The following is a 26,803-nucleotide window of genomic DNA, read 5'->3' on the forward strand; positions in this document are numbered from 1 at the left end:
TCTAGCCCGCCGCCTCCGCGGCCACCGGCTCCGGCGGCGTCGGCGTGTCCCCCCGCACCTGCGGAAACGCGCCGCGGTACCCCGTCCCCGGCCCCTGCGCCGGCCTGCGCTCGAAATCCGGGCACGCCCACGTCTCCTGTACGAAGCCGGACCGCAGATCCCACAGCTCGATCAGCCCGCGCCTGCCTTCGACGGCCCGGTACGCGTCCTTGGTCCGCCGGAAGCAAGCCAGGTTCCCGAACAGACCGCTCCCCGCGGGGTGGTAGTCGGAGAAGGCGCAAGAAATGCAGGCCCGCAGATACGCACCGGCCGGCAGCCGCCGCTGGATCACCGTCAACGCGTGCTCGAAATCGGTCTCCGCACGCTCCGATTCGTACGCCGCACCGTCGAAGTGCAGGGTCAGCGCCAGGTGCTGCCGGTCGATGCCACCCCCAGCAAGCGGCTTCCCCAGCGTGAGCAGGCAACTGAGCGTGGCCCGGTGGACCCGCCCATCGGCGTACACCGGTATCGGGATGTCCCATTCGAGTATGCAGTCGCACAGCGAACCGCCCGCCGGCGCGGACCCCGCGCCGGCGGGCTGCGGGCCGGCCACGGGTTCCAGCGCGTCAAAGCTGTCGCCTTCGAAGTCGACTCCCCTGATGCGGGTGCGCAGCCGCTGTCCGTCCGCCGCGAAGGTGACGGCGACGGCACCCTCGCGGTCGCGGTACCAGCCGGGCCATGGCTCTCCTGTCATGATCGGGACTTTAGCCCGTACGGACTTGAGCCCCCCAACAGCCCTGGGTTCAGCGGCTCTTGCTGTACATCAGGACGACGGTGCCGTTGTCAAAGGTCCGGGTCGACAGGAAAGGCCGGGCGGCGGGGTCACCGAACCGCGCCAACCGGGGGCCGCGCTCAGCGCACCGGGTCGCGCCACATGGGCCACATGGGCGGGCCGTCGGGCAGCTCGACCGTACGGCCGGTGAAGGCGAACCCGAGCCGCTCGTACAGCTTGCTGCTGCGCGCGCTGCTCGCCTCCAGATAGGCCGGTACGCCGTCCCGGTCGCAGCGGTCGAGGACCGGCTGAATCAGCGCCGTGCCGAGCCCCTCCCCCTGGCGGTCGGGCGAGACTCCGATGAGGAGCAGATACTCGTGCGCCCGGTCGTGCGGATGCACCTCGCCCATGAGCCGGCCGACGAGCTCCGCGCGTTCGTTGTCCGGGTCGGCGGTCTCCCTCATCCGTACGGGAGTGTCGTCCTCCTCCGGCACTCCGGCGGGCACCTGAAGCCAGAGGGCCGCCGCCGATCCGTCCTCCGTTACGTCGACCCGCCCCTCGCTCAGGGCCACATCGAGGAAGACGCCGAGGAACGCGCCGTGCACGCGGCCGCGGTACGCCCGGTCGGGGAAGACCCAGCAGCTCACCGGGTCGTCCATGAAGGCAGCGTCCAGCAGTCGCACGAGCGCCTCACGGTCGCTCTTCCCCGCCTGTCGTATCTCCACGCCCACGGTCCGGCCTCTTCTCTCCAGGATCGGGATGATCCGTCATCTGAACTGACGTATCCGATCCTAGAGTTGAGGGCGGCGGGCGCCCCGGTCCCCCCCGGACGCCCGCCGCCGTCCATGCCCCCGGTCAGCGTGTTCTGCGGGTGACGAACTCGGCGAGCGAGAGCAGGTCGCCCGCCGCCCCCAGGTCCGGCACCGCGCGCGCCAGATGTTGCACGGCCGTGGCCATCCGGTCCGCCGCGTGCCCCTGCGCCCAGTCCCTGCCGCCCGCCCGGTCGACCGCGTCGGCCGCGCGCCGGACAGCCGCCCCGTCCAGCGGCCCCGCATACAGGGCGGCGAGCTCGGCGGCGGCCTCGGTGCCCGAGGTCAGCGCCGCCACGACCGGGAGGGACTTCTTGTGGGCCACCAGATCGGCGCCCGCCGGTTTGCCGGTGTGGGAAGGGTCGCCCCAGATGCCGATCAGGTCGTCGATGAGCTGAAAGGCCAGGCCCGCCTCCCTGCCGAACGCATCCATGGCCGCGACCTCGTCCTCCTCCGCGCCCGCGTAGAGCGCGCCGAGAGCGCACGCGCAGCCGAGCAGAGCTCCGGTCTTCGCCTCGGCCATGGCGAGGCACTCTTCGAGCGACACGTCCAGAGGTCCGCGCCGCTCGAATTCGCAGTCGGACTGCTGGCCCGCGCACAGCTCGACGACGCAGGCGGCCAGCCGCGCCGACGCCCTGGCCGCCGCCGGGTGCGGATCCTCGGCGAGCATCCGCAGCGCGAGGGCGCACATCGCGTCCCCGGTGACGATGGCGGCCGGTACGCCGAAGACCGTCCAGGCGGTGGGCCGGTTCCGGCGCGTCGGGTCCTCGTCGATGACGTCGTCGTGGAGCAGCGTGAAATTGTGCGCGAGCTCCACGGCCGCCGCCGCCCGTACGGCCCGGCCGGGGTCCCCGCCGAGCGCCTGGGCGGCGGCGAGGACGAGGGCCGGCCTGATCGCTTTGCCCGCCTGTCCCGTGGCCGGTGTGCCGTCGGCCCGCTCCCAGCCGAAGTGGTACAGCGCGATCCGCCGTAATGACCCGGGCAGACTCTCCACGCAGGTGCGCAGTTGGGGATCGACGGTGCTGCGGGTCCGTTCCAGGAGGGCTGCCGCCTCGCGCCCCTCGGTGGCGGCAGCTTCCGCTCTGGTCGTGGTCACGGTGACTCCTCCAGCAGTGCTCGTACGGTGCCCTCCGGCCGGGGGCAAGGACCGCCTGTGCGAGAGCCGGGCTCAGTGCCACCTGCCGATCTCGACGTTCTCCAGGACACCGAGCGCGTCCGGCACCAGCACCGCCGCCGAGTAGTACGCCGTGACCAGGTACCGGATGATCGCCTGCTCGTCGATGCCCATGAAGCGCACCGACAGGCTCGGCTCGATCTCGTCCGGGATGCCGCTCTGCTGGAGTCCGACGACGCCCTGCTCGGCCTCCCCCGTACGCATGCAGATGATCGAAGTCGTGCGCGCGTCACTCACCGGGATCTTGTTGCAGGGGAAGATGGGCACACCACGCCAGGTGGGCACCCTGCTGCCGCCGATCTCGATGCTCTCCGGGTTCAGACCGCGCTTGTTGCACTCGCGGCCGAAGGCGGCGATGGCGCGGGGGTGGGCCAGGAAGAGCTTCGAGCCCCGGCGCCGCGACAGCAGCTCGTCCATGTCGTCCGGGCTGGGCACGCCGTCGTGCGGCTGGAGGCGCTGCCCGTAGTCGCAGTTGTGGAGCAGTCCGAACTCACGGTGGTTGATGAGCTCGTCCTCCTGGCGCTCGCGCAGCGCCTCCACGGTGAGCCGCAACTGCTGCTCCGTCTGGTTCATCGGCTGGTTGTAGAGATCCGCGACCCGGCTGTGGACCTTGAGGACGGTCTGCGCGACGCTCAGTTCGTACTCGCGCGGCGCCGCGTCGTAGTCGACGTACGTGTGCGGGACGACGGGCTCACCGACGTGGCCCGCGGACAGGTCGATGGGCGCCTCGCCGTACTTGTTGGTGCGCTGGCGGGGCAGTGTCCGTACGCGCGTGAGGTGATCGCGCAACGTTTCAGCACGGTCGGCCAGCGTCATGACGGACTGGCGGGACAGCGTCAGCACCGTGCACGCGGTCGCGGCGCGAACCGTGCACGACCAGGTGCCTTCCTCCTCGACGAGCGCCTGGTCACCGAAGTACGCCCCGTCGGCGAGGACACCGAGCACCGCTTCGGCGTCGTACGCGCCGTCCGCGACCTTTTCCACCCGGCCGTGGGCCAGCAGGTAGACCGTGTCCGCGGCACCTCCCGCCGCCGCGATCACGTCTCCCGCCGCGAACTCCCGCTGCTCGCACCGCTGCGCCAGCTCGGCCAGCACCTCCTCGTCACCGTACGTACGCAGCGCCGGCAGTTCCTTCAGCTCGCCCGGAATGACCTCTACGCGCTCCCCGGTCTGTACGAAGGTCACTCGCCCGTCGCCCACGGCGTAACTGAGCCGGCGGTTCACCCTGTACGTACCGCCCTGGACCTGGACCCATGGCAGCATCCGCAGCAGCCACCGCGAGGTGATCTCCTGCATCTGCGGTGCGGACTTGGTGGTGGTGGCCAAATTCCGCGCTGCGGCCGTGCCGAGACTCTGCTGCGGCTGTGTCTGCTGTTCGCGGATCTCGGAACCTGCCTCGACCGACATCTGACTCCCTCTTGATCACGAGCTGACCGGCTGCAACAAGCCTTCCAGCACGGGGAGTCATGGCGCCATTACACAAAAGTGTGTGACTGGATCACCGGACGGCGGGGCACGCCGCACGGCTGCGAGACGAAGGGACCCGTGCGGGGGATGTCCGAATCAGCTCGCACGTAGTCCGAACGTATGGCCATCGCAAGGGAGTTCGGATACAAGCAGCGTACGAGATGGTGCGCGACTCACCTAAGGAGGCGGTCATGGCCTCACCCATGTCCGCGAGCAGATTCCTCGACGTACTCAGAGACGAGGGCATCAACGTCGTCCAGGTCGGCGACTGGCGTACGCACAACCGCAACCACATGGGCCCCTGGGGGCCTGTGCACGGCGTGATGATCCACCACACCGTCACCTCCGGCACCTCCAAGACCGTCCGCATCTGTCGTGACGGCTATCCGGGACTCCCCGGTCCGCTCTGCCACGGCGTTATCGCCAGGAACGGCTCCATCCATCTGGTCGGGTACGGCCGCGCCAACCACGCGGGGCTGGGCGACGACGACGTACTGCGCGCGGTCATCGCCGAGAGGGCCCTGCCGCCCGACAACGAGTCCAACACCGACGGAAACCGGCACTTCTACGGCTTCGAGTGCGAGAACCTCGGCGACGGCGAGGACCCCTGGTCCGAGGCGCAGCTCGAAGCCATAGAGCGGGCGGCGGCCGCGGTCTGCCGGCACCACGGGTGGAACTCCCGGTCGGTGATCGGCCACCTGGAATGGCAGCCGGGCAAGATAGACCCCCGCGGATTCTCCATGAACACGATGCGCGCGCGGATCCAGGGCCGCCTCGCGTGACGCTCGTGCGATGACCGTGACGCGCGTGACGACCCGCGTGGTGACGCGCGTGGCGACAATGGGTGCGTGACCCACGAAGCGCTCGACCTCTCCCGCCTGCGGCCGCGGCTGCCGTCGCCGCTGCGGGAGGCGGAGGACGAGCGCTTCAGCCGTCGCGGCGTACGGCTGCTGCTCAAGCGTGACGATCTGATCCACCCGGACCTGCCGGGCAACAAATGGCGCAAGCTGGAGCTGAACCTGCGGGCGGCGGCGGGCCGGACGGTGCTGACATTCGGCGGCGCGTACTCGAACCACCTGCGGGCGACGGCTGCTGCCGGGCGGCTGCTGGGCTTTGCGACGATCGGTGTGGTACGGGGCGACGAGCTGGCCGGGCGGCCCCTGAACCCCTCCCTGGCCCGGTGCGCGGCGGACGGCATGCGGTTGCACTTCGTGGACCGGGCGACGTATCGGGCGAAGGCGGAGCCCAAGGTGCTGGCCGCCATCGTGGCCGAGGCGAGTGCCGCCGCCGCGCAAGGTCTTCTCCCCACCCCGCCCCTTCCCGAACCGGGGCCCCGCCCCGCACACGCCGGAGGGGCTGAGACTTGCCGCGAGTGGCAAAGCGGGGCAGGGAATCTCTACGTCGTCCCCGAGGGCGGCAGCAACGCCCTCGCCGTGCAGGGGTGTGTCGCGCTGGGGACGGAGTTGCGCGGCCTCGCCGATGTCACCGGGGTCGCCTGCGGCACCGGCGGCACCGTCGCCGGGCTCGCGGCGGGGTTGGGGCCCGCGCAGCGCGCCATCGGATTCCCGGTACTCAAGGGCGGCTTCCTCGGCGACGAGATACGCGCGCTCCAGGACGCCGCCTTCGGCGCCCCCGCCGGCGACTGGACGCTGGACGACCGCTTCCACTGCGGCGGATACGCCCGCACCACTCCCGAACTCGAAGCGTTCGCCGCCGACTTCGAAGAACGGCACGGGCTGCCCATGGAGCGGCTCTACGTCGCCAAGATGCTGCACGGACTGACCACTCTCGCCACCGAGGGAGCCTTTCCGCCGGGCACCACCGTCGCGGCCGTGATCACGGGCCGGCCGGACGCCGCTCAGCCGGGCTCCGCGCGGTAGGCCGCCGCCTCCTCCAGATCGAGCCTGCGCATCAGAGTGCGCAGCATCTCGTCGTCGATGCGCCGCCGGTCCCGCAATTCCACGAAGACCGCCCGTTCCGCGGCGATCATCTCCCCGGCGAGGCGCCTGTACGTGTCGTCCGCCGATTCGCCGGTCTCCTCGTTGACCGCGCCGAGCCGTTCCCAGACGGCGTTGCGACGCCTCTCCAGAACGGTCCGCAGCCGGTCCGCGAGCGGCTGCGGCAGTGCGTTGCGCGGATCGGCGAGCAGCTCCTCCAGCCGCGCCTCGGCGGCCGCCGATGCCTCGCTCTGCGCCTGCGCCTCGGCGAGCGTCTCGGCGTACACATCGCGTCTGGGCATCTTCAGCAGGCGGATCAGCGGCGCGAGAGTGAGCCCTTGTACGACCAGCGTGGCGATCACAGTCGTGAAGGTGAGGAAGAGGACCAGGTTCCGCGCGGGGAACGGCTCGCCGTGCTCGACGGTCAGCGGAATGGAGAACGCGATGGCGAGGGAGACGACACCCCGCATCCCGGCCCATCCGACGATCACGGGTGAGGTCCAGGTGACGCCCGGTTCACGTTCACGGATGCGCCGCGACAGGATGCGCGGCAGATACGTCGCCGGGAACACCCAGACGAAGCGCACCACCACGACCGCCACGAACACCGCGAAGGCGTACCAGGCGGCCTGAGCGCCCCCATAGGGACCGAGTGCGCCCAGGACGTACGGAAGCTGGAGCCCGATCAGCGCGAAGACGACCGATTCGAGGATGAAGGACACCATCCTCCACACGGCGTGTTCCTGGATCCGGGTCGCGAAGTCGACCTGCCAGGAGCGATGCCCCAGATAGAGGGCGACGACCACGACGGCGAGCACCCCGGAGGCGTGGACGTGCTCGGCCGCGGCGTACGCCACGAAGGGGATCAGCAGGGAGAGGGTGTTCTGGAGCAGGGGCTCCTTCAGGTGCGTACGGAGCCAGTGCAGCGGCACCATCAGCAGCAGGCCGACCCCCACCCCGCCCACCGCGGCGACGGCGAATTCCGCGATGCCGCCGACCCAGGTGGCGCCCTCACCCGCGGCGGCCGCCAGGGCGACCTTGAACGCGGTGATGGCGGTGGCGTCGTTCACCAGGGACTCGCCCTGGAGGATCGCGGTGATGCGCGGGGGCAGCCCGAGCCGGCGGGCGATGGCGGTCGCGGCGACCGCGTCGGGCGGCGCGATCACCGCACCGAGGACCAGCGCGGACGTCAGCGTGAGCCCGGGAACCACGAGATACGCGAAGTAGCCGACGGTCACTGTCGCGAACAGCACATAGCCGACGGAGAGGAAGGCCACCGGCCTGATGTTCGCCCGCAGATCGAGGTACGAGCTGTCCACGGCGGCCGTATACAGGAGCGGCGGCAACAGCAGCGGCAGCACGATGTCCGGACTGAGCGTGTAATCCGGCACGCCCGGGATGTACGTCGCCACGAGTCCCGCCGCGACCAGCAGCAACGGCGCCGGTACGGGCGTCCTGCGGGCCGCTCCCGCGACCACCGCACTCCCCGCGATCAGGATCAGCAGTGGCAATGCGTCCATCGTTTCCGGCCCGCCCTTATCCGCTTGTACGTCGTAACCTGGCCATCATGTACGAGTGCCCTCACGTTGCCGGACTGCCGCACCCCGAGCCGGACCCACTGAGCGACACCTGCCCGGAGTGCCTGGCGGTCGGCAGTCATCCCGTGCAACTGCGGCTGTGCCTGGAATGCGGGCACGTGGGGTGCTGCGACTCGTCGCCGTTCCGGCACGCGTCCGGGCACGCCAAGGAAACGGGCCATCCGGTGATGCGCAGCTTCGAGCTTGGGGACAACTGGCGCTGGTGCTACGAGGACGGTTCGATCGTCTGACGTGTGGGTACGTCAACCCGGCGCCGGTTGTTTCCAATTGGGTGCCGCAGACCCCTAGCCACTGTGCGTGCTCATGTGCTTACCATGAGTGACAGCCTGGGGTAGGGCCCCGGCGACAGGGCAGAATGGATCGCGATAGCGTCACCGGCGAACGACGTAACGACGTACCGCGCGGCTTCGGGGGGCACTGCCTCCCGGACCCCCCGAAAGAGCTTGTGCCACCTTGGAGGTGAGGGTGTCCCAGATCGCAGGCGAGCCCGGGACCCAGGACTTCGTTGAAGTCCGGCTGCCCGCTGCAGGTGCCTATCTGTCCGTGCTGCGTACGGCCACGGCCGGACTCGCGGCGCGCTTGGACTTCACCCTCGACGAGATCGAGGATCTGCGCATCGCGGTCGACGAGGCCTGCGCGATCCTGCTTCAGCAGGCCGTGCCCGGGTCCGTCCTCAGCTGTGTCTTCCGGCTCGTCGAAGACTCACTCGACGTCACGGTCTCGGCCCCCACCACGGACGGACGCGCACCGGAGCGCGACACCTTCGCCTGGACGGTGCTCTCGGCACTGGCGGGCAAGGTCGATTCCACGGTCGCGGAGGACCGTACGGTCACCATCAGCCTGTACAAACAGCGCGGCGCGGGACCCGGGCCGGCGTGAGGAACGGGGACGGGCCGGTGCGCAACGAGGAGCTCAGCCCACAGGCGCCGACGGGACGGCGCGCGGTTCCGGCCGGGGAGGCCAGGCCGACGCCCGCACCCGCGGGCTTCCCTGAGCAGCAGGCCCGGCCCCATCCGGTCGACGGACCGACGGCCGACGGGCCGGTGGCCGAGGGACCGGTGGCCGAGGGACCGGTGGCCGAGGGACCGGTGGACGGCCTGGTGGGCACGGTGGCGGCGGAGCAGGCAGATCGGGCGGGCCATATGAGCGAGCACGGACAGCACTCCACGGAGACGGAGACGGAGCGCGAGCACGGGCGCCACGATCCGCACGACCGCAGTGGAGCACGCGCGCTGTTCATCGAGCTGCGCAAGCTGCCGGACGGATCGCCGGAGAAGGCGGAGCTGCGCAACCGGCTGGTGCGCATGCACCTGCCGCTGGTCGAGCACCTGGCGCGCCGCTTCCGCAACCGCGGGGAGCCGCTCGACGACCTCACGCAGGTCGCCACGATCGGCCTGATCAAGTCCGTGGACCGGTTCGATCCGGAGCGCGGCGTCGAGTTCTCGACGTACGCGACGCCGACCGTCGTCGGTGAGATCAAGCGGCACTTCCGTGACAAGGGCTGGGCGGTCCGGGTCCCCCGCCGTCTCCAGGAGCTGCGTCTGTCCCTGACGACGGCCACCGCCGAGCTCTCCCAGCAGCACGGCCGCTCCCCGACCGTGCACGAGCTGGCCGAGCGCCTGGGCATCTCCGAGGAGGAGGTCCTGGAGGGCCTGGAGTCCGCCAACGCGTACAGCACGCTGTCGCTGGACGTGCCGGACACCGACGACGAGTCCCCGGCGGTCGCGGACACGCTGGGCTCCGAGGACGAGGCGCTGGAAGGCGTGGAGTACCGGGAGTCACTGAAGCCGCTCCTCGAAGATCTTCCACCGCGCGAGAAGCGCATTCTGCTGCTGCGTTTCTTCGGCAACATGACGCAGTCGCAGATCGCACAGGAGGTGGGCATCTCCCAGATGCACGTCTCCCGGCTGCTGGCGCGCACACTGGCCCAGCTCCGCGAAAAGCTTCTGGTCGAGGAGTAACGAGGAGTAAGAGGAGCAAGCGCTAGGCCGTACGGCATCTGCGGTGAACCGCCCCGCCCCCGCCCCGCGCCGCTGTCGCTATGCGTCGCGGGGACCGCGGATGCCCAGCGCCCGGTTCGTCTCGGGGTTGACCAGCAGGACCAGCGACGCCACAGCCACCGCCGCGAGCACGACGCCGGCGGGGATCAGCAGGGAGCCCTCGGAGCGCAGCAGCGTCCAGGCCACCGGCAGCGCCATGATCTGCGTGATGATCGCGGGCCCCCGGCTCCACGCGCGGCACTTGAGCAGCCCCCGCGCGGCCAGCAGCGGCAGCAGCGCCAGAACGATCAGCGTCAGGCCGCCCATCTCCGCCTGCTCGGGCTTGTCGGGGCTGCCGAGCAGCCCCATCACGAGCATGTACGCGCCACCGGCCACCAGGGCCAGGCCCTCCAGCGCGGCGAGGCCCGCGGCGGCGGTCAGCCGGTGGGGGCGGGGGGCGGCGGCGGGTCCGGGAGTCTGCTCATTGCTCACCCCAGCAGCGTAACCGCCCGGCCCGGCGGACCAGGTCTGGGTCACGTACGCCCTACTGGGTAGTCTGGCGCTCATGCGTGCACTCCTCGTGGTCAATCCGGCAGCTACCACCACCAGCGCACGCACCCGTGACGTCCTGATCCACGCTCTCGCCAGCGAGATGAAGCTGGAAGTGGTGACGACCGAGTACCGGGGGCACGCCCGCGATCTGGGTCGGCGGGCGGCACAGAGCAAGGACATAGAGCTGGTCGTGGCGCTCGGCGGCGACGGCACGGTCAACGAGGTCGTCAACGGTCTCCTCCACGAGGGCCCGGACCCGGAGAGGCTGCCGCGCCTCGCCGTCGTACCGGGCGGTTCCACGAACGTCTTCGCGCGCGCCCTGGGCATCCCCAATGACGCGGTCGAGGCGACCGGCGCCATCCTGGACGCGCTGAGCACGCGCAGTGAGCGCACGGTCGGTCTCGGCCTGGCAGCGGGTACCCCGGGTACGGAGGACGAATCAGTCGCGGCCCGCTGGTTCACGTTCTGCGCGGGATTCGGCTTCGACGCGGGAGTGATCGGCAGAGTCGAGCAGCAGCGGGAGCGCGGAAAGCGTTCGACGCACGCCCTCTATGTGCGCCAGGTGGTACGCCAGTTCCTGACCGAACCGCACCGCCTACAGGGTCTGATCACCCTGGAGCGCCCCGGTCACGACCCGGTCGAAGATCTTGTGCTGTCCATAATCTGCAACACCTCTCCCTGGACCTACCTGGGCAATCGTCCGATGTACGCGTCCCCCGAGGCCTCCTTCGACAAGGCCCTGGACGTGCTCGGTCTGAGTAAGTTGTCCACTCCCGCGGTCGCCCGTTACGCGACCCAGCTACTGACCTCGACGCCCGAGCGCGGGCCGCACGGTAAACATGCGGTGACATTGCACGACCTGACCGACTTCACCTTGCATTCCAAGGCCCCGCTCCCCTTCCAGATGGACGGTGACCACCTAGGACTGCGTACGAGCGTGACGTTCACAGGCGTACGCCGTGCACTGCGTGTGATTGTGTGAGCGGAAGGCGCAAAAGTCCTTTAACTCGAACGTACGGGCTGGGTTACACCCCATAGAAGTACGGCTGTGACCTACCCGACACCGAGGAATCAAAAAAAACTTTCCGGAAGGGGTTGTATCCGCTGCCGAGGTTTGCGAATCTCTACATGGCGATCGGGACGGCCCGCAACACCAGCCTCCACTGAAAGCCAGAACCCCTCCTCCACACAGGACCCACACCAGGTAACTGGCAGTCGGCCCTTCACTTGCGGGGGGATTCGTGAAAGCGTTCACATTCACAAGCAACGTGCTTGTAATACCAAGGAGAGGTAGCAGCCATGGACTGGCGTCACAACGCCGTTTGTCGTGAGGAAGACCCGGAGCTGTTCTTCCCCATCGGCAACACCGGTCCTGCGCTGCTGCAGATCGAGGAAGCCAAGGCCGTCTGCCGCCGCTGCCCCGTCATGGAGCAGTGCCTGCAGTGGGCGCTCGAGTCCGGCCAGGACTCCGGCGTCTGGGGTGGCCTCAGCGAGGACGAGCGCCGCGCGATGAAGCGCCGCGCCGCCCGCAACCGGGCGCGTAACGCGACCGCCTGAACCACCACCCCGCACGAGCCTGAGCTTGGCGGCGCGTACAGCGCGTACGCACCACCCGCCCCCGAGCCGCAGCGCGCAGTACCCCCGATGCGCTTAGCAACGTGAGCTTTGAGCCCCGGACCGTACCCTCGGTCCGGGGCTCGCCGCTTTTCCGCCCCGGACCGGGGCTGCCTGTCGGCGCGTTTTTTGTCTGCGCGTTACTTGTCGGCGCGTACGGGAACGTCGAGTACGACCCGCGTGCCGCCCTCGGGACCGGGGACCATGTCGAAGGTCCCGCCCAATTCGCCTTCCACCAGCGTCCGTACGATCTGCAGCCCGAGGTTGCCGGTCCGCTTCGGGTCGAAGCCCTCGGGCAGTCCGCGGCCGTCGTCCTGGACGGTGATCAGCAGCCGGGCGTCCTTGCGGTCGCCGCCGCGCACGGCCGCCACCTCGACCGAACCGTGCTCCGCCGGCGCGAAGGCGTGCTCCAGCGCGTTCTGCAGAACCTCGGTGAGGACCATCGCCAGGGGCGTCGCGACCTCGGCGTCGAGTATGCCGAAGCGGCCCGTACGGCGGCAGGCGACCTTGCCCGGCGAGATCTCGGCGACCATCGCGATCACCCGGTCGGCGATCTCGTCGAACTCGACCCGCTCGTCGAGGTTCTGCGAGAGCGTCTCGTGGACGATCGCGATCGAGCCGACCCGGCGCACCGCCTCGTTGAGCGCCTCCCGGCCCTGCTCCGAGTCCATCCGGCGGGACTGGAGCCGCAACAGTGCCGCCACCGTCTGGAGGTTGTTCTTCACCCGGTGGTGGATTTCCCGGATGGTCGCGTCCTTCGTGATCAACTCGCGCTCGCGGCGGCGCAGTTCCGTGACGTCACGGCACAGTACGAGCGAGCCGATCCGGGTCCCCTTGGGCTTGAGCGGGATCGCGCGCAACTGGATGACCCCGCTGTTCCCCTCGACCTCGGTCTCGCGCGGGGCGTAACCGCTGGCCAGTTTGACCAGGGCTTCGTCCACCGGGCCGCGGGACGGGGCGAGTTCGGCGGTGGCCTGGCCGAGGTGGTGTCCGACGAGGTCGGAGGCGAGGCCGAGGCGGTGGTACGCGGAGAGGGCGTTCGGCGACGCGTACTGGACGATGCCGTCCGCGTCGAGCCGGATCAGCCCGTCGCCGGCCCGCGGCGAGGCGTCCATGTCGACCTGCTGGGCCGGGAAGGGGAAGGACCCGGCGGCGATCATCTGCGCCAGGTCGGAGGCGCTCTGGAGGTACGTCAGCTCCAGGCGGCTGGGGGTGCGTACGGTCAGCAGGTTCGTGTTGCGGGCGATGACGCCCAGTACGCGGCCTTCGCGGCGTACGGGAATCGACTCGACCCGGACCGGGACCTCCTCCCGCCACTCGGGGTCGCCCTCGCGCACGATCCGGCCCTCGTCGAGGGCCGCGTCGAGGAGGGGGCGGCGGCCGCGCGGGACGAGGTGACCGACCATGTCGTCCTGGTAGGAGGTGGGGCCGGTGTTGGGCCGCATCTGCGCGACGGACACGTAACGCGTCCCGTCGAGGGTGGGGACCCACAGAACGAGGTCGGCGAAGGAGAGGTCGGAGAGCAGCTGCCACTCCGAGACCAGCAGATGGAGCCACTCGAGGTCGGTTTCACTCAGAGCGGTGTGCTGGCGGACGAGGTCGTTCATGGAGGGCACGTGTGCGAGCGTACCGCCGCTCGGGCGACCCCATGGCCGCGGCGCCTGGGAGGGACCCTCAGCCCTCCTGGCACCGCAGCCCGGAGCTTTCCCCAAGCTCTTGAGGAGCAGGGGGGCACCCCATCGACCGGGCGGGTGTGCGGTCCCGCGCGGCCGTGTGAGGCCACGGCGCAGTCAGGGTAGAGAGCGCCGGTGCCTCGATCCACCCTCCTGTGCGGGGAGGGAGGAGGCTTTACCTGTTCATTGTGGACTAGACCATCATCCCGTGTCTATGGCCGCGCCGTGCGGCCAAATTACCCGATCAGGCGATCAGGTGCTCGCGTGCGGCCAGGACGCTCGGCACGCGGCCGTCCCGTCTTGCCCGGCTGGTCCAAAAAGGTGACGGCCGGCGCGTCCCGGCCGACCATGGAAATACGGGTGCCCGTACGGCGAAGACCACCTGGCGTGCGGCGCCCCCTCTGCTAGATTGGTCTATACCACAACCGGCTCCCCACTCTCAGATCGGCAGGCTCAGCGTGGAAGTTGTCATCGTTCCGGACGCCAAAGCGGGCGGCGAGCTCATCGCGGCGGCCATCGGCCGGCTGCTGAGCCGCAAGCCCGGCGCGCTCCTCGGCGTGGCCACCGGTTCGTCCCCGCTGCCCATCTACGAGGCGCTGACAGCCAAGGTCCGCGCGGGCGAGGTCGACGCCTCGCGCGCCCGGATCTGCCAGCTCGACGAGTACGTCGGCCTGCCCGCCGGGCACCCCGAGTCGTACCGCTCCGTCGTGCTGCGCGAGGTCGTCGAGCCGCTCGGTCTGACCGAGGCGTCCTTCATGGGCCCCGACGGGTCCGCCGAGGACATCCAGGCCGCGTGCGAGGCGTACGACCGCGCTCTCGGCGAGGCCGGCGGCGTGGACCTCCAACTGCTCGGGATCGGCACCGACGGGCACATAGGCTTCAACGAGCCGTGCTCCTCGCTCGCCTCCCGCACCCGCATCAAGACGCTGACGGAGCGGACCCGCCTCGACAACGCGCGCTTCTTCGATAACGACATCGACCAGGTGCCCCACCACGTCATCACGCAGGGCATCGGCACCATCCTGGAGGCCCGCCACCTGGTGCTGCTCGCCACCGGCGAGGGCAAGGCCGACGCCGTGGCACAGACCGTCGAGGGTCCGGTGGCCGCGCTGGTTCCGGCCTCCGCGCTCCAGCTCCACCCGCACGCAACGGTCGTCGTCGACGAGGCGGCGGCGTCGAAACTGAAGCTCGCCGACTACTTCCGCGCCACGTACGCGGCCAAGCCTTCCTGGCAGGGCCTGTAGAGACCTGGCGGGGCCGGTGAAGAAAGGTGCCGGGGTCCCCCCAGTGGACCCCGGCACCTGCTTCGTGGGTCAGACACCGGCGATGACCTCGGCGGCGGCCTGACCGCACACCCGGGCGGCGCCGTGCGTCGCGATGTACAGGGCTCCGCGCGACTGCGCCTGCGGCACGCCCATCTCCACCACGATCGTGTCCGGCCGGGCGGCGGTCAGCGTCTCCAGCGCGACCGCCATCCACGGGTGGCGGTGGGCGTCGCGTACGACCGCGACGATGCGGCGGCCCCCGGCGGCCCCGGTCACCTGCTCCGGCGTGGAGTTCTCGCTGCTGTACGTGCCCGTCGCGGTGCCCGGCAGCAGGCGCGCCAGTTCGGCGGCCACACCCCAGGGCGTCTCGTCGCCGACGGCGATGTTCGCGGCAGCGGAGAAGGAAGCGACGTACGGGGCGGAAGTGACGGGCTCGAAGCCGGCGCTCCGCGTGATCCGCAGTGCCCGCCGCGCGGCCACCAGTCCGACCTCGCCGCGGGGGCCCGCGCCGGTGCCGGGCGCGGTCCCCTCCTGTGAAGCCGCGCCCGGCCCGGAGGCCCCCCGGGCCCCCCTGGTCCGCTGCGTCCAGCCCGCGAGCGCGCGCACCCGCGCGGCCGCGTCGGCCAGCCGTTCCTCCGGCAGTACGCCGTCTCGAACCGCCGCGACCAGCGCGTCGCGCAGCCGCAGGACGGTCTCGTCGTCCGCCAGCCCGCCACCGACACAGATCGCGTCGGCGCCCGCGGCGATCGCCAGGACACTGCCGCGCTCGATGCCGTACGTCGCGGAGATCGCCTGCATCTCCATGCCGTCGGTAATGATCAGCCCGTCGTAACCGAGCTCCTCGCGCAGCAGACCGGTGAGGACCTGCGGGCTCAGAGTGGCCGGACGGGACGGGTCGAGCGCAGGAAGCAGGATATGCGCGCTCATGACAGATTTGGAGCCCGCCGCGATCGCGGCCCGGAAAGGCACCAGCTCACGGGCGTGCAGTGTGTCCAAGTCCACGTCGATGCGGGGCAGCGCGTGGTGCGAGTCGACGGCGGTGTCGCCGTGGCCCGGGAAGTGCTTGGTGCAGGCGGCGACGCCGGAGGCCTGGAGGCCCTGGACGTACGCCGCGGTGTGCCGGGCCACAAGCTGGGGATCGGCACCGAAGGAACGTACGCCGATGACCGGATTGCCCGGATTGGAGTTGACGTCCGCGGACGGGGCCCAGTTGAGGTTGACGCCGCATTCGGCCAGTCTGCGGCCGAGTTCGCGGGCGACCTCCCTGGTCAGGTCGGTGTCGTTGACGGCGCCGAGCGCGAGGTTGCCGGGGAACGAGGAGCCGCTGCGGACCTCCAGGCGGGTGACGTCACCGCCCTCCTCGTCGATCGCGACGAGCACGTCGTCCCGCTCGGCCCGCAAGCGCGCCGTGAGCGCGGCCAGTTGCGCCGGGGAGGCGATGTTGCGGCCGAACAGGCCGACGGAGGTCAGGCCCTCGCCGACGCGGCGCAGCAGCCAGTCGGGGGCGGTGGCGCCCTCGAAGCCGGGCTGGAGGACCGCCAGGGCGTCGCGGGTCAGTGTGTCCGTACGGCTTACGAGTGTCGTCATGGCGGCGTTATCCCTTCACTGCGCCGGCCGTCAGACCTGCGGCCATCTTGCGCTGGACGAGGAGGAAGAGGATCACGATGGGGACGGCCATCATCGTGGCGCCGGCCATCATCGGGGCGTACTCGGTTCCGTGCTTGGTGGTGAAGTTGCCGAGCCAGACGGTGGCGGTCTGGTTCTGCTGGCTCATCAGCATCAGCGCGTACAGGTACTCGTTCCACGCCTGGATGAATCCGTAGACGGAGGTGGCGACCATTCCGGGGGCGAGCAGCGGGAAGACGACCCGGAGGAACGCCCCGGAGCGCGTGCAGCCGTCGACCATGGCCGCCTCCTCCAGCTCCTTGGGGATGTTCACGATGAAACCGCGCAGCGTCCACACGGTGAAGGGAAGGATGAAGGTCAGGTACGTGACGATCAAACCGGTGATCTTGTCGTACTGGCCGAACTCGTTCAGGAGCAGGAAGACCGGGATGATCATGGCGACCAGCGGGACCATCTGGACCGCGAGGATGCCGACGATCACGATCTTGCGGCCCCGGAAGGCGAACCGCGAGATGGCGAGCGCGGCGAGCATGCCGACCACGATGCCGATGACGACCACGACGGAGGAGACGGCCAGGCTGCGCCCGACCGGTCCCCAGAAGTCCGCGACGTCGAACGCCCGCCTGAAGTTCTCCAGCGCGAACGGGCTGGGGAAGAACTGCGGGTTGGGGTCGATCGCGTCCTTGGCGGGCTTGAACGCCGTGTTGAGCATCCAGTAGACCGGGAAGCCCATGACGACGAAGACCAGGAGGCCGACGGCGTTCCAGCCGGTCTTGCCCCTCCTGCCCTTGCGGGGGCGGCTTTTGAGGCTGTGGACGCCGGCGGGAGCCGCGGTGGTCGAGGTCACTCCACCTCTCCGATCTTGAGCATCTGACGCATGTAGACGGCCACCACACCCAGCAGCAGCAACACGGTGACCAGGGCGATCGCGGAGCCGCCGGAGTAGTCGTTGACGACGAACGCCTTCTGGTACGAGTACGTGGTGAGCAGCTGGAACTCGGCTTCGGGGTTGCCGCCCCGCATCACGAAGACCTGCGGGAAGACGCCCATGTCCCAGATCACCGAGAGAGTGGTCAGCATGACGAGGATGGGCTTGAGGATCGGCAGGGTGACCCAGCGGAAGACACCCCAGGCACCGGCTCCGTCGAGGCGGGCGGCCTCTTCCATCTCCTTGGGGACCTGAGTGAGTCCGGCGCTGAGTGTGATCACGACGAAGGGCACGGCGCCCCATACGACCAGCAGCGTGATGACGGCGAGGCCCTGCGGGCCGCTGGCAAACCAGTTGTGGCCCACCATCTCGACTCCGGGCAGCTTGCTCAGCAGCCAGTTGAGTACGCCGTAATCAGTGTCGAAGATCCACTTGAAAATGGCGGTGGCGACGATGATGGGCATGCCCCAGCTCGCCACCAGGGCGATGCTGATGAGTGCCTTGACCCAGCCGGACACCCGCTGCATGAGCAGGGCGATCAGCATGCCGAGCACCATGGTGAGGATGACGGCGCCGGCCGTGAAGACGACGGTCCGTACGACGACCGCCCAGAACTCGCCGTCTCCCAGGATGGCGTTGAAGTTCTTCAGGCCGACCCACTCGGCGTCCTTGAAGCCCCACAGCTCCGATTTGCCGAAGCTCTGGAAGGAGAGCGTCACCAGCCGTACCAGCGGATAGCCCATGACGAGCACGATGACCAGCAGGCAGGGCGCGAGCAGCGCCCACGGCACAGCGGCCCCGCCGGTGGACGGTTTCCTGGCGGGTTTTCCCGGCACTTCCGGCCCGGTGCGCGGCGTTGGCGACGGCCGCGTCGGCGGCACCTCGGCGGTGGTTGTCTCTGCGGCACTCATCGCGCGCTCCTCACAGCTCCCTCTCCTACTGCGGGCGGGCAGGGCCCCGCCGACCCGGCGAAACCCTGCCCGCTGAAGGTCACTTGGTGTTGATGACCTTGTCGATCTCGGCGTCGGCGGCCTTCGCGGCGGCCTCGACCGACTTCTTGCCGGTGCCGATCTCCTTGAGCATGGTCTGGAGGATCTTGGCCTTCTCGACCTGGCCCCATCCGGGAGCGGTGGGGACGAACCAGCTCGACGCGGCGGCGGTGGCCGGGACAGCGGTGGCCGGGTCCGACTTCAGAGGCTCCAGGTCCGTCTTGTTGTTGGGGAGGTTGCCCTTGGCGATGAGGCCCTTCTGGCCCTTGGCGCCGGTGAACGCGTTGATCCACTCACCCGCGACGGCCTGGGCGTCGGACTTGACCGGGATGGCCAGGTCGGAGCCGCCGAGGAAGACCGGGAGGTTCTTGCCGGACGGGCCGGGCATCACGAAGCTCTCGATCTTGTCGGCCAGTTTGCCGACCTTGTCGTTCTTCGGGTCGGCGGCGGTCCCGCCCTCCCACGCGGCGGCGAACATCGTCGCGGCCTTGCCCTGGCCGAAGACGATCGGGCGGTCGGCCTCGTCCTTGGTCTTGTCGGCGTGCATGTACGTGTCGAGGATCTTCTTGTACTCGGCCAGGCCCTTGAGGGACTCCGGCGAGGACAGGTTGGACTTCCACTGGTCGCCGTCCTGCTCGGCGATGGAGCCGCCGGCGTCGTAGACGAACGACATGGCCGCGTACCAGTCGGGCGACGGCTGGTACCAGGCGCTGAACTTGTCGCCCTTCTTCTCCTGGATCTTGTCCAGGGCGGAAGTGAGCTCCTTGTACGTCCTGGGCACGGCCTTCACGCCCGCGTCGGCGGCGATGTCCTTGCGCCAGGTGCCCACGCGGCCACCGGCGTAGTACGGCACACCGTAGGTCTTGCCCTCATAGGTGACGGACAGCTTGAGGCCGTCCAGCCAGTCGGCCGACTTGTCGAACTTCGACGGGTCGACCTCGGCGAAGGCGCCGGTGGCCATGTAGCCGACCATCTCCGAGTTGCCCATCTCGACGACGTCAGGAGCCTTGTCCGTGGCGAGTACGGCGTCGAGCTTGGCGTTCTTGTCCGGCCAGCCGTAGTACTCGTGCTTGATCTTGATGCCCGGGTACTTCTTGGCGATCGTGTCGTCCGCCGCCTCGACCAGCTCGGGCCAGTTGTTCTGCGCGTCGACCGTGAGCCAGACCGTGAGCTCCTTGGGCTTCGCCTCGTCGCCACCGCCCGTGCTGCCCGAGTCGCCACACGCGGCGATGCCGACCATCATGCCCGCGACGCCTATCGCCGCGATGAGCTTGCGCTTCACGCCACCCTCCTCAGGGATGCCTGCAACCCCCCTGCCCACCGCGAAGACTTACGACAAGTACTGCCCGGGGGTGGGACCTTGGCCTTTAATGGTTTAGACCAGTACCGGGAGCTTGGCCTAGACCTTTAGGGGTGTCAAGGGTGTATAAGAAGGGCTCTCGCGTCCGTTATCGGACCGACACCTGAGCAAGGGCGACGACCTGTGACGAGGCCGTGCCACCATGTGAGCCGCGACAGTCGGAGGAGCCGGTGACGGCAGCAGCACAGAAGTCGGGAAGGCGGGTCATGGCCACGGACGGGGGCGGCACGGAGGCCGAGGGCACGGCGGCGGCGACACGCACCGCGCGCGTGCCCAAGTATTACCGGCTCAAGCGGCATTTGCTGGACATGACGGAAACGCTGCCTCCTGGGACGCCCGTACCGCCTGAGCGGACGCTGGCCGCCGAGTTCGACACCTCTCGTACGACGGTGCGCCAGGCGCTTCAGGAGCTGGTCGTCGAGGGGCGCCTGGAGCGGATCCAGGGCAAGGGCACGTTCGTCGCCAAGCCGAAGGTCTCGCAGGCGCTGCAACTCACGTCGTACACCGAGGACATGCGGGCGCAGGGCCTGGAGCCCACCTCCCAGCTCCTGGACATCGGTTACGTCACCGCCGACGACACGCTCGCCGGCCTGCTCGACATCTCGCCGGGCGGCCGGGTCCTGCGGATCGAGCGGCTGCGGCTGGCGAGCGGCGAGCCGATGGCGATCGAGACGACGCACCTGTCGGCGAAGCGCTTCCCGGCGCTGCGCCGCTCGCTCGTGAAGTACACCTCGCTCTACACGGCACTGGCCGAGGTGTACGGCGTACGCCTGGCGGAGGCCGAGGAGACGATCGAGACGTCGCTGGCGACCCCGCGCGAGGCGGGACTGCTCGGTACGGACGTGGGTCTGCCGATGCTGATGCTGTCCCGGCACTCGATCGACGGGAACGGCGAGCCGGTGGAGTGGGTGCGCTCGGTCTACCGAGGCGACCGCTACAAGTTCGTGGCGAATCTCAAGCGGCCCACGGACTGACGCGGCCGACTGACTGATGCGGCCGGCTGACTGGCGTGGCCGGCTGACTGGCGTGGCCGGCTGACTGATGCGGCCGGCTGACTGGCGTGGGCTGCGGACTGATGGCCGGACAGGTGGTGTTCTGGTACGGCCCTGACCTGCAATGGTCGGGCCGTGTCCGTACCGATATGCGGACAGGGGGTTACGGACGACGGTCACAGGACCTAGATTTCGCGCACGTTACGAGAAAGATCGCGCGAGGGGACGGATCGTCATGCCGGAGTCGCAGTCGACAACGCCAGCCCAGAGACAACGGGCGCTGTCCCCGAAGTCCATCGCCGTATGGAGCGCGGTGGCGCTCGTCGGCGCCATCGCCTGGGCCGTACTCGCCCTCTCGCGCGGTGAAGAGGTCTCCGCCGCCTGGATGCTGGCGGCGGCCCTCGGCTCGTACGCCATCGCGTACCGCTTCTACTCACGGTTCATCGCCAACCGCGTCCTGAAGGTCGACAAGAACCGGGCCACCCCCGCCGAGCGGCTCGACAACGGAGTGGACTTCCACCCCACCGACCGCCGCGTCCTGTTCGGGCACCACTTCGCCGCCATCGCGGGCGCGGGCCCGCTGGTCGGCCCCGTACTCGCCGCGCAGATGGGCTACCTGCCCGGCACGATATGGATCATCGTCGGCGTCATCCTCGCCGGCGCCGTCCAGGACATGGTGACGCTCTTCTTCTCCACCCGCCGCGACGGCCGTTCGCTCGGCCAGATGGCGCGTGACGAGATCGGGCCGTTCGGCGGCGCCGCCGCGCTGGTCGCGGTCTTCGCCATCATGATCATCCTGCTGGCGGTACTGGCCCTGGTCATCGTGAACGCGCTCGCGCACTCCCCGTGGGGCGTCTTCTCCATCGGCATGACCATCCCGATCGCTCTCTTCATGGGCGTCTACCTGCGCGTACTGCGTCCCGGCCGGGTCAGCGAGGTCTCCCTCATCGGCGTCGCGCTGCTCCTGCTCGCGATCGTCTCGGGCGGCTGGGTGGCGGAGTCCTCCTGGGCGGACACCTTCACGCTGGAGCCGGGCACGCTCGTCGTCTGGATGATCATCTACGGCTTCCTCGCCTCGGTCCTCCCGGTCTGGCTGCTGCTGGCTCCGCGCGACTACCTCTCCACCTTCATGAAGGTCGGCACGATCGCGCTGCTCGCGCTCGGCGTCTTCATCGCCCTGCCGACGATGAAGATGCCGGCGGTCACCGACTTCGCGACCAGCGGCACGGGCCCTGTCTTCGCCGGGTCGATGTTCCCGTTCGTCTTCATCACCATCGCCTGCGGTGCGCTGTCCGGCTTCCACTCCCTGGTCTCTTCCGGCACCACGCCGAAGATGGTCCAGAAGGAGACGCAGATCCGGATGATCGGTTACGGCGCGATGCTGACCGAGTCGTTCGTCGCGGTCATGGCGATGATCACGGCGTGCATCATCGATCCCGGTCTGTACTTCGCCATCAACTCGCCGGCCGGCGTGATCGGGGACACTGTCCAGTCCGCGTCACAGGCGGTGGGCAACCTCGGCTTCTCCATCTCCCCCGAGGCGCTGGCCCAGGCGGCGAAGGACGTCGAGGAGCAGAGCCTCCTGTCGCGCACCGGTGGCGCGCCGACCTTCGCGCTCGGCATGTCGGAGATCTTCTCCGCCGTCGTCGGCGGCACCGCGATGAAGGCGTTCTGGTATCACTTCGCGATCATGTTCGAGGCACTGTTCATCCTCACCACGGTGGACGCCGGCACCCGCGTCGGGCGTTTCATGCTCCAGGACATGCTGGGCAACGTCTACAAGCCGTTCCGCCAGGTCAGCTGGAAGCCGGGCGTCTGGTTCGCCAGCGCGGTCGTCGTGGGCGGCTGGGGCTACTTCCTGTGGGTCGGCGTGCACGACCCGCTGGGCGGCATCAACCAGCTCTTCCCGCTGTTCGGCATCGCCAACCAACTGCTGGCCGCCGTCGCCCTCGCCGTCTGCACCACGCTCCTCGTCAAGTCCGGCCGCCTGAAGTGGGCCTGGGTCACGGCGGTTCCGCTCGCCTGGGACGTGGCGGTCACGCTCACCGCGAGCTGGCAGAAGATCTTCTCGGACGACGTGAAGGTCGGCTTCTTCGCCCAGCGCGACAAGTACCAGGCGGGCATCGACGCGGGACAGGTCCTGCCGCCCGCCAAAAACATGGACCAGATGCACACCGTCGTCACCAACTCCACGGTCGACGGCGTGCTGTGCGCGCTCTTCGCGGTCCTCATCGTGGTGGTACTCGCGGACGCCGGCCGGGTCTGCCTCAAGGCGATCCGCGACCCCGAGAGCGTCAAGCTCCACGAGGCGCCGTACGTCGAGTCCAAGCTCGTCGCCCCCGCGTCGATCATCGCGACGAAGGAGGAGAAGGCGGAGCTGGTCGCGGCAGGTGTCGGCCCGGAGGGCGGCAACCGCAAGGAGGCCGCGCCGGTCGGGTCGGGGACGCCCGAATGACTCTGACGGACGTGCGGCGCGCGGCAGGCCGTATCCGCTGGTACGTCCGCGAGCTGACCGGCGAGTCGGCGTACGACCGGTACGTGGCGCACGCGAGGTCCTGCGACCCCGGAGCGCCGGTCATGACCCGCCGCGCGTTCGAACGCAGCCGCACGGACGCCCGCGAGGCGGACCCCCGCGAGGGCTTCCGCTGCTGCTGAGCGGTTCATACGGGCCGCCGCGACCCCTTCGGGGGATGCGGCGGCCCGTCGCCGTCAGCGCACCCACTCCTTCAGGGCTTCGGTCTCCAGGGTGATTTCCACCGGGCCCGGCAGCGCCACAGGCTTACCGAACGGAACGGTGTGCGCGTTCTCGTACCGGACGCCGTCGGGCTCGCTGTAGACCGTCACCTCGCAGGTGTCCCGGTCGATCAGCAGGTAGACCGGAATGCCGGTCTCGGCGTAGGCGCGCGGCTTCTCCACCCGGTCGCGCTGGTCGGTGTCGGTGTCGTACGAGGTGACCTCGACGACCATCAGCACGGAATCGGGATCGGCCCACTCGCCCTGGCCGACGAAGGCGCCGCTGGGCGCGAGCGAACCGTCGGGCCGGGCGCGGCCCTTCCGGTACGCCTGCACCTTCAGTCCCTGGCCGGGGTAGAGCCACAACTCGGGGCGAGACTGCAGGCAAATGCGCGTCAGCCACTGAATGGTCCGCCCGTGGTCCCCGTCCGGCCCAACCCTGCTCCTCAGCCTCCCGTCGATGAGTTCCAGCCGCACGCCCTCGGTCGCGCGGGCCAGTATGCGCGCGGCCTCGTCGAACTCTTCGGGGAACAGGTGGGGCCGGTCGTCGATCGCTGACATGGGGCGTACCTCCTTGTGCTCACGACGATAGCGGAGCGCTGTGACAGCCGCCTTCACTCTTCCCGAGTGACACAACATCTGGGGGGTGCAACTCCCAACCGCCCCCACATGTATGCTCATGCTCGCTGTCGCCGCAGGGGAATCCGGTGCGAATCCGGAACTGTCCCGCAACGGTGTGATCGGTGCGCTTTTGTGCACCCGGAAGTCCGAAGACCTGCCGACGGCGTATCCGGCTCGACCGAACCGGATACCGACACGTCCGGGCCTCGCGGTTGGGCCTGTGGATGCTACGCGGCGCGCCGCCGCCCCTCAGGGGTTACGTGCGCCCGTACGCCCCCACTCCTCCCCCCGCCGGCCCCGAGCCGAGCGAGGGAGAGCACCCCGTGACCATCGCGCCAGCCGATCCGGCAACTGCCACGGAATCGACGGAGCCGACGGAATCGTCCGACGGGACCGAGGGAGCCGGAACCGCGCTCCTGCGGACCCTCACCGACCTCACCGCCGACCTCACCGACACCGACCCGGGCAGAGTCGCCGCGGCCGCCCTCCGCGGCCGCAACGCGGCGTCGGACGCGGCCGAGCTGCGGGGACTCGCCACCGACGCCGCCGCCGGGCTGATCTCCGAGGACCCGGCGTACTCCCGCCTCGCGGCCCGCCTGCTGACCCGCACGATCCGGGACGAGGCGGCGACGCAGGGCGTCCGTACCTTCTCGGAGTCGGTTGCCGTCGGGCACCGCGAGGGCCTGATCGCCGACCGTACGGCCGAGTTCGTAACCGCCCACGCGGCGAGCCTCGACGCGCTGATCGACCCAGCCGCAGACGACCGCTTCGGTTACTTCGGCCTGCGCACGGTCTACAGCCGCTACCTCCTGCGCCACCCGATCACCCGTCAGGTGATCGAGACCCCGCAGCACTTCATGCTGCGCGTGGCGTCCGGCCTGGCGAAGGACAACTCACCCTCGGCCGCCGACGAGGTCGCCGCGCTGTACCGCCTGATGAGCCGCCTCGACTACCTCCCGTCCTCGCCGACGCTCTTCAACTCCGGTACGCGCCACCCGCAGATGTCGTCCTGCTACCTGCTGGACTCGCCGCTCGACGAGCTCGACTCGATCTACGGCCGCTACCACGAGGTCGCGCGCCTCTCCAAGCACGCGGGCGGCATCGGCCTCTCGTACTCCCGCATCCGCGCCCGTGGCTCCCTGATCCGCGGCACGAACGGCCACTCCAACGGCATCGTCCCCTTCCTGCGCACCCTCGACTCCTCGGTCGCCGCCGTCAACCAGGGCGGCCGCCGCAAGGGCGCCGCCTGCGTCTACCTGGAGACGTGGCACGCGGACATCGAGGAGTTCCTTGAGCTGCGCGACAACACGGGCGAGGAGGCGCGGCGTACGCACAACCTGAACCTCGCGCACTGGATCCCCGACGAGTTCATGCGCCGTGTCGAGGCCGACGCCGACTGGTCGCTGTTCTCGCCGTCCGACGTTCCCGAGCTGGTCGACCTGTGGGGCGACGCGTTCGACGCGGCGTACCGCAAGGCAGAGGCGGACGGTCTGGCCCGTACGACGATTCCCGCGCGCCAGCTCTACGGCCGGATGATGCGCACCCTGGCGCAGACCGGCAACGGCTGGATGACGTTCAAGGACGCGTCGAACCGTACGGCGAACCAGACGGCCGAGCCCGGCTCCGTCGTCCACTCCTCGAACCTCTGCACCGAGATCCTGGAGGTGACGGACGACGGCGAGACGGCCGTCTGCAACCTCGGCTCGGTCAACCTCGGTTCGTTCGTGTCGCAGAACGGCGAGATCGACTGGGAGCGGCTGGACGAGACCGTTCGTACGGCCGTCACCTTCCTCGACCGCGTCGTGGACATCAACTTCTACCCGACCGAGCAGGCCGGCCGCTCCAACGCCAAGTGGCGCCCGGTGGGCCTGGGCGCGATGGGCCTTCAGGACGTCTTCTTCAAGCTGCGCCTGCCCTTCGACTCCCCCGAGGCGCTCGCCCTCTCCACAAAGATCGCCGAGCGGATCATGCTCGCCGCGTACGAGGCGTCCTGCGACCTCGCCGAGGTCAGCGGCCCGCTCCCGGCCTGGGAGAAGACCCGCGCGGCGCGCGGCGTCCTGCACCCCGACCACTACGGCGTCGAGGTCACCTGGCCGGAGCGGTGGGACGCGCTGCGCGCCCGTATCGCCAAGACCGGAATGCGCAACTCCCTGCTCCTCGCGATCGCGCCGACCGCGACCATCGCGTCTATCGCGGGCGTGTACGAGTGCATCGAGCCGCAGGTCTCCAACCTTTTCAAGCGCGAGACGCTCAGCGGTGAATTCCTCCAGGTCAACGCCTACTTGGTGGAGGACCTGAAGAAGCTCGGCGTCTGGGACGCCCAGTCGCGGGAGGCGCTGCGCGAGTCCAGCGGCTCGGTGCAGGGCTTCAGCTGGATCCCCGAGGAGGTACGAGCCCTCTACCGCACCGCGTGGGAGATCCCGCAGCGCGGCCTGATCGACATGGCGGCGGCCCGTACGCCGTACCTCGACCAGTCGCAGTCGCTGAACCTCTTCCTGGAGACGCCGACCATCGGGAAGCTCTCCTCGATGTACGCGTACGCCTGGAAGAAGGGGCTGAAGACGACGTACTACCTGCGCTCGCGCCCGGCGACCCGCATCGCCCGCGCGGCCGGCTCCGGCGCGGCCGCTGCCGCCGCCCCCACCGCCACCATCCCCGTGCAGCAGGCCGCCCCCGACGCGGACGCGATCGCCTGCTCCCTTGAGAACCCCGAGTCCTGCGAGGCGTGCCAGTAA

At 69.6% G+C, this 26,803-nt stretch carries 24 protein-coding genes and 1 riboswitch; of the genes, 12 read left to right on the forward strand and 12 right to left on the reverse strand.

Annotated features, from left to right (window positions below; translation table 11 throughout):
• Position 1: 1 nt before the first annotated feature.
• From G412_RS33675 to G412_RS0108490, 4 genes are all read right to left on the reverse strand, one after another.
• Positions 2-733, reverse strand: a complete 732-nt coding sequence (locus tag G412_RS33675; protein ID WP_051338210.1) for a DUF6304 family protein — start codon at positions 731-733, stop codon at positions 2-4.
• A gap of 158 nt (positions 734-891) precedes the next feature.
• On the reverse strand, positions 892-1,482 hold the full coding sequence (locus G412_RS0108480; RefSeq protein WP_028811715.1) for a GNAT family N-acetyltransferase: 591 nt from the start codon (positions 1,480-1,482) through the stop codon (positions 892-894).
• A 124-nt stretch (positions 1,483-1,606) separates the two neighbouring features.
• Positions 1,607-2,656, reverse strand: a complete 1,050-nt coding sequence (locus G412_RS0108485) for a family 2 encapsulin nanocompartment cargo protein polyprenyl transferase (RefSeq protein WP_028811716.1) — start codon at positions 2,654-2,656, stop codon at positions 1,607-1,609.
• Positions 2,657-2,728: 72 nt separating this feature from the next.
• Positions 2,729-4,141, reverse strand: coding sequence for a family 2B encapsulin nanocompartment shell protein (locus G412_RS0108490; protein ID WP_028811717.1), 1,413 nt, complete (start codon positions 4,139-4,141; stop codon positions 2,729-2,731).
• A 251-nt stretch (positions 4,142-4,392) separates the two neighbouring features.
• On the opposite strand from G412_RS0108490, the gene G412_RS0108495 reads away from it, so the two are divergent.
• Both G412_RS0108495 and G412_RS0108500 read left to right on the forward strand, forming a co-directional pair.
• Complete coding sequence (locus tag G412_RS0108495; RefSeq protein ID WP_028811718.1) at positions 4,393-4,983, forward strand: N-acetylmuramoyl-L-alanine amidase; 591 nt, start codon at positions 4,393-4,395, stop codon at positions 4,981-4,983.
• Positions 4,984-5,049: 66 nt separating this feature from the next.
• Entirely contained in the window at positions 5,050-6,081 is a 1,032-nt protein-coding gene (locus tag G412_RS0108500) for a 1-aminocyclopropane-1-carboxylate deaminase/D-cysteine desulfhydrase (protein ID WP_028811719.1), read from the forward strand.
• Here G412_RS0108500 and G412_RS0108505 read toward each other — a convergent pair.
• Positions 6,060-7,658 carry a Na+/H+ antiporter gene (locus tag G412_RS0108505; RefSeq protein ID WP_028811720.1) on the reverse strand — a complete coding sequence of 533 codons (1,599 nt, stop codon included), beginning with the start codon at positions 7,656-7,658 and terminating at the stop codon, positions 6,060-6,062. The two genes, G412_RS0108500 and G412_RS0108505, sit on opposite strands and share 22 nt — an antisense overlap.
• 47 nt (positions 7,659-7,705) lie before the next feature.
• Here G412_RS0108505 and G412_RS0108510 point away from each other — a divergent pair, with 47 nt between their 5' ends.
• The 3 genes from G412_RS0108510 to G412_RS0108520 all read left to right on the forward strand — a co-directional run bounded on the left by G412_RS0108510 (position 7,706) and on the right by G412_RS0108520 (position 9,697).
• The gene (locus G412_RS0108510) at positions 7,706-7,966 is read left to right on the forward strand and encodes a UBP-type zinc finger domain-containing protein (RefSeq protein WP_028811721.1); all 261 of its coding nucleotides are present in this window, start codon (positions 7,706-7,708) and stop codon (positions 7,964-7,966) included.
• 235 nt (positions 7,967-8,201) lie between these two features.
• Entirely contained in the window at positions 8,202-8,615 is a 414-nt protein-coding gene (locus tag G412_RS0108515; RefSeq protein ID WP_028811722.1) for an ATP-binding protein, read from the forward strand.
• Positions 8,504-9,697: an RNA polymerase sigma factor SigF gene (locus tag G412_RS0108520; protein ID WP_425274456.1), complete on the forward strand. Its 1,194-nt coding sequence runs from the start codon at positions 8,504-8,506 to the stop codon at positions 9,695-9,697. Before G412_RS0108515 ends, G412_RS0108520 begins: the two co-directional genes overlap by 112 nt.
• 78 nt (positions 9,698-9,775) lie before the next feature.
• On the opposite strand, the gene G412_RS0108525 is transcribed toward G412_RS0108520, so the two are convergent.
• On the reverse strand, positions 9,776-10,207 hold the full coding sequence (locus G412_RS0108525) for a hypothetical protein (protein ID WP_028811724.1): 432 nt from the start codon (positions 10,205-10,207) through the stop codon (positions 9,776-9,778).
• Positions 10,208-10,280: 73 nt separating this feature from the next.
• On the opposite strand from G412_RS0108525, the gene G412_RS0108530 reads away from it, so the two are divergent.
• Positions 10,281-11,249, forward strand: a complete 969-nt coding sequence (locus tag G412_RS0108530) for a diacylglycerol/lipid kinase family protein (RefSeq protein ID WP_028811725.1) — start codon at positions 10,281-10,283, stop codon at positions 11,247-11,249.
• 317 nt (positions 11,250-11,566) lie between these two features.
• Positions 11,567-11,824, forward strand: coding sequence for a WhiB family transcriptional regulator (locus G412_RS0108535; protein WP_004937597.1), 258 nt, complete (start codon positions 11,567-11,569; stop codon positions 11,822-11,824).
• Between the two features lie 197 nt (positions 11,825-12,021).
• Here G412_RS0108535 and G412_RS0108540 read toward each other — a convergent pair whose 3' ends face one another.
• Complete coding sequence (locus G412_RS0108540; RefSeq protein ID WP_028811726.1) at positions 12,022-13,488, reverse strand: sensor histidine kinase; 1,467 nt, start codon at positions 13,486-13,488, stop codon at positions 12,022-12,024.
• 524 nt (positions 13,489-14,012) lie between these two features.
• Between G412_RS0108540 and nagB the strand changes: the two genes are divergently transcribed.
• Complete coding sequence (gene nagB / locus G412_RS0108545; protein ID WP_028811727.1) at positions 14,013-14,798, forward strand: glucosamine-6-phosphate deaminase; 786 nt, start codon at positions 14,013-14,015, stop codon at positions 14,796-14,798.
• A gap of 69 nt (positions 14,799-14,867) precedes the next feature.
• On the opposite strand, the gene G412_RS0108550 is transcribed toward nagB, so the two are convergent.
• From G412_RS0108550 to G412_RS0108565, 4 genes are all read right to left on the reverse strand, one after another.
• Positions 14,868-16,406: a glycoside hydrolase family 3 protein gene (locus tag G412_RS0108550; RefSeq protein ID WP_028811728.1), complete on the reverse strand. Its 1,539-nt coding sequence runs from the start codon at positions 16,404-16,406 to the stop codon at positions 14,868-14,870.
• A gap of 7 nt (positions 16,407-16,413) precedes the next feature.
• Positions 16,414-17,292, reverse strand: coding sequence for a carbohydrate ABC transporter permease (locus G412_RS0108555; RefSeq protein WP_028811729.1), 879 nt, complete (start codon positions 17,290-17,292; stop codon positions 16,414-16,416).
• Positions 17,289-18,284: a carbohydrate ABC transporter permease gene (locus G412_RS0108560; RefSeq protein WP_028811730.1), complete on the reverse strand. Its 996-nt coding sequence runs from the start codon at positions 18,282-18,284 to the stop codon at positions 17,289-17,291. The genes G412_RS0108555 and G412_RS0108560 overlap by 4 nt, the downstream gene beginning before the upstream one ends.
• Positions 18,285-18,363: 79 nt before the next feature.
• Positions 18,364-19,644: an extracellular solute-binding protein gene (locus G412_RS0108565; RefSeq protein WP_028811731.1), complete on the reverse strand. Its 1,281-nt coding sequence runs from the start codon at positions 19,642-19,644 to the stop codon at positions 18,364-18,366.
• 284 nt (positions 19,645-19,928) lie between these two features.
• Between G412_RS0108565 and G412_RS0108570 the strand changes: the two genes are divergently transcribed.
• From G412_RS0108570 to G412_RS0108580, 3 genes are all read left to right on the forward strand, one after another.
• Positions 19,929-20,696 carry a GntR family transcriptional regulator gene (locus tag G412_RS0108570; protein ID WP_028811732.1) on the forward strand — a complete coding sequence of 256 codons (768 nt, stop codon included), beginning with the start codon at positions 19,929-19,931 and terminating at the stop codon, positions 20,694-20,696.
• Between the two features lie 253 nt (positions 20,697-20,949).
• On the forward strand, positions 20,950-23,169 hold the full coding sequence (locus G412_RS0108575; RefSeq protein WP_078606860.1) for a carbon starvation CstA family protein: 2,220 nt from the start codon (positions 20,950-20,952) through the stop codon (positions 23,167-23,169).
• The gene (locus G412_RS0108580; protein WP_028811734.1) at positions 23,166-23,369 is read left to right on the forward strand and encodes a YbdD/YjiX family protein; all 204 of its coding nucleotides are present in this window, start codon (positions 23,166-23,168) and stop codon (positions 23,367-23,369) included. The genes G412_RS0108575 and G412_RS0108580 overlap by 4 nt, the downstream gene beginning before the upstream one ends.
• Before the next feature lie 54 nt (positions 23,370-23,423).
• Here G412_RS0108580 and G412_RS0108585 read toward each other — a convergent pair whose 3' ends face one another.
• The gene (locus G412_RS0108585; RefSeq protein WP_028811735.1) at positions 23,424-24,008 is read right to left on the reverse strand and encodes a Uma2 family endonuclease; all 585 of its coding nucleotides are present in this window, start codon (positions 24,006-24,008) and stop codon (positions 23,424-23,426) included.
• A gap of 112 nt (positions 24,009-24,120) precedes the next feature.
• Positions 24,121-24,244, forward strand: a riboswitch (cobalamin riboswitch).
• A gap of 147 nt (positions 24,245-24,391) precedes the next feature.
• Between G412_RS0108585 and G412_RS0108590 the strand changes: the two genes are divergently transcribed.
• The gene (locus G412_RS0108590) at positions 24,392-26,803 is read left to right on the forward strand and encodes a ribonucleoside-diphosphate reductase subunit alpha (RefSeq protein ID WP_028811736.1); all 2,412 of its coding nucleotides are present in this window, start codon (positions 24,392-24,394) and stop codon (positions 26,801-26,803) included.

The organism is Streptomyces flavidovirens DSM 40150, from assembly GCF_000429085.1.
Lineage (GTDB): Bacteria > Actinomycetota > Actinomycetes > Streptomycetales > Streptomycetaceae > Streptomyces > Streptomyces flavidovirens.

What these genes read in the sequence shown, in the direction of transcription:
- G412_RS33675 (WP_051338210.1), bottom strand. Translation starts at nt 733, where the DNA reads ATGACAGGAGAGCCATGGCCCGGCTGGTACCGCGACCGCGAGGGTGCC.
- G412_RS0108490 (WP_028811717.1), bottom strand. Translation starts at nt 4,141, where the DNA reads ATGTCGGTCGAGGCAGGTTCCGAGATCCGCGAACAGCAGACACAGCCG.
- G412_RS0108495 (WP_028811718.1), top strand. Translation starts at nt 4,393, where the DNA reads ATGGCCTCACCCATGTCCGCGAGCAGATTCCTCGACGTACTCAGAGAC.
- G412_RS0108505 (WP_028811720.1), bottom strand. Translation starts at nt 7,658, where the DNA reads ATGGACGCATTGCCACTGCTGATCCTGATCGCGGGGAGTGCGGTGGTC.
- G412_RS0108510 (WP_028811721.1), top strand. Translation starts at nt 7,706, where the DNA reads ATGTACGAGTGCCCTCACGTTGCCGGACTGCCGCACCCCGAGCCGGAC.
- G412_RS0108530 (WP_028811725.1), top strand. Translation starts at nt 10,281, where the DNA reads ATGCGTGCACTCCTCGTGGTCAATCCGGCAGCTACCACCACCAGCGCA.
- G412_RS0108535 (WP_004937597.1), top strand. Translation starts at nt 11,567, where the DNA reads ATGGACTGGCGTCACAACGCCGTTTGTCGTGAGGAAGACCCGGAGCTG.
- G412_RS0108540 (WP_028811726.1), bottom strand. Translation starts at nt 13,488, where the DNA reads ATGAACGACCTCGTCCGCCAGCACACCGCTCTGAGTGAAACCGACCTC.
- G412_RS0108550 (WP_028811728.1), bottom strand. Translation starts at nt 16,406, where the DNA reads ATGACGACACTCGTAAGCCGTACGGACACACTGACCCGCGACGCCCTG.
- G412_RS0108560 (WP_028811730.1), bottom strand. Translation starts at nt 18,284, where the DNA reads ATGAGTGCCGCAGAGACAACCACCGCCGAGGTGCCGCCGACGCGGCCG.
- G412_RS0108570 (WP_028811732.1), top strand. Translation starts at nt 19,929, where the DNA reads ATGGCCACGGACGGGGGCGGCACGGAGGCCGAGGGCACGGCGGCGGCG.
- G412_RS0108575 (WP_078606860.1), top strand. Translation starts at nt 20,950, where the DNA reads ATGCCGGAGTCGCAGTCGACAACGCCAGCCCAGAGACAACGGGCGCTG.
- G412_RS0108580 (WP_028811734.1), top strand. Translation starts at nt 23,166, where the DNA reads ATGACTCTGACGGACGTGCGGCGCGCGGCAGGCCGTATCCGCTGGTAC.
- G412_RS0108585 (WP_028811735.1), bottom strand. Translation starts at nt 24,008, where the DNA reads ATGTCAGCGATCGACGACCGGCCCCACCTGTTCCCCGAAGAGTTCGAC.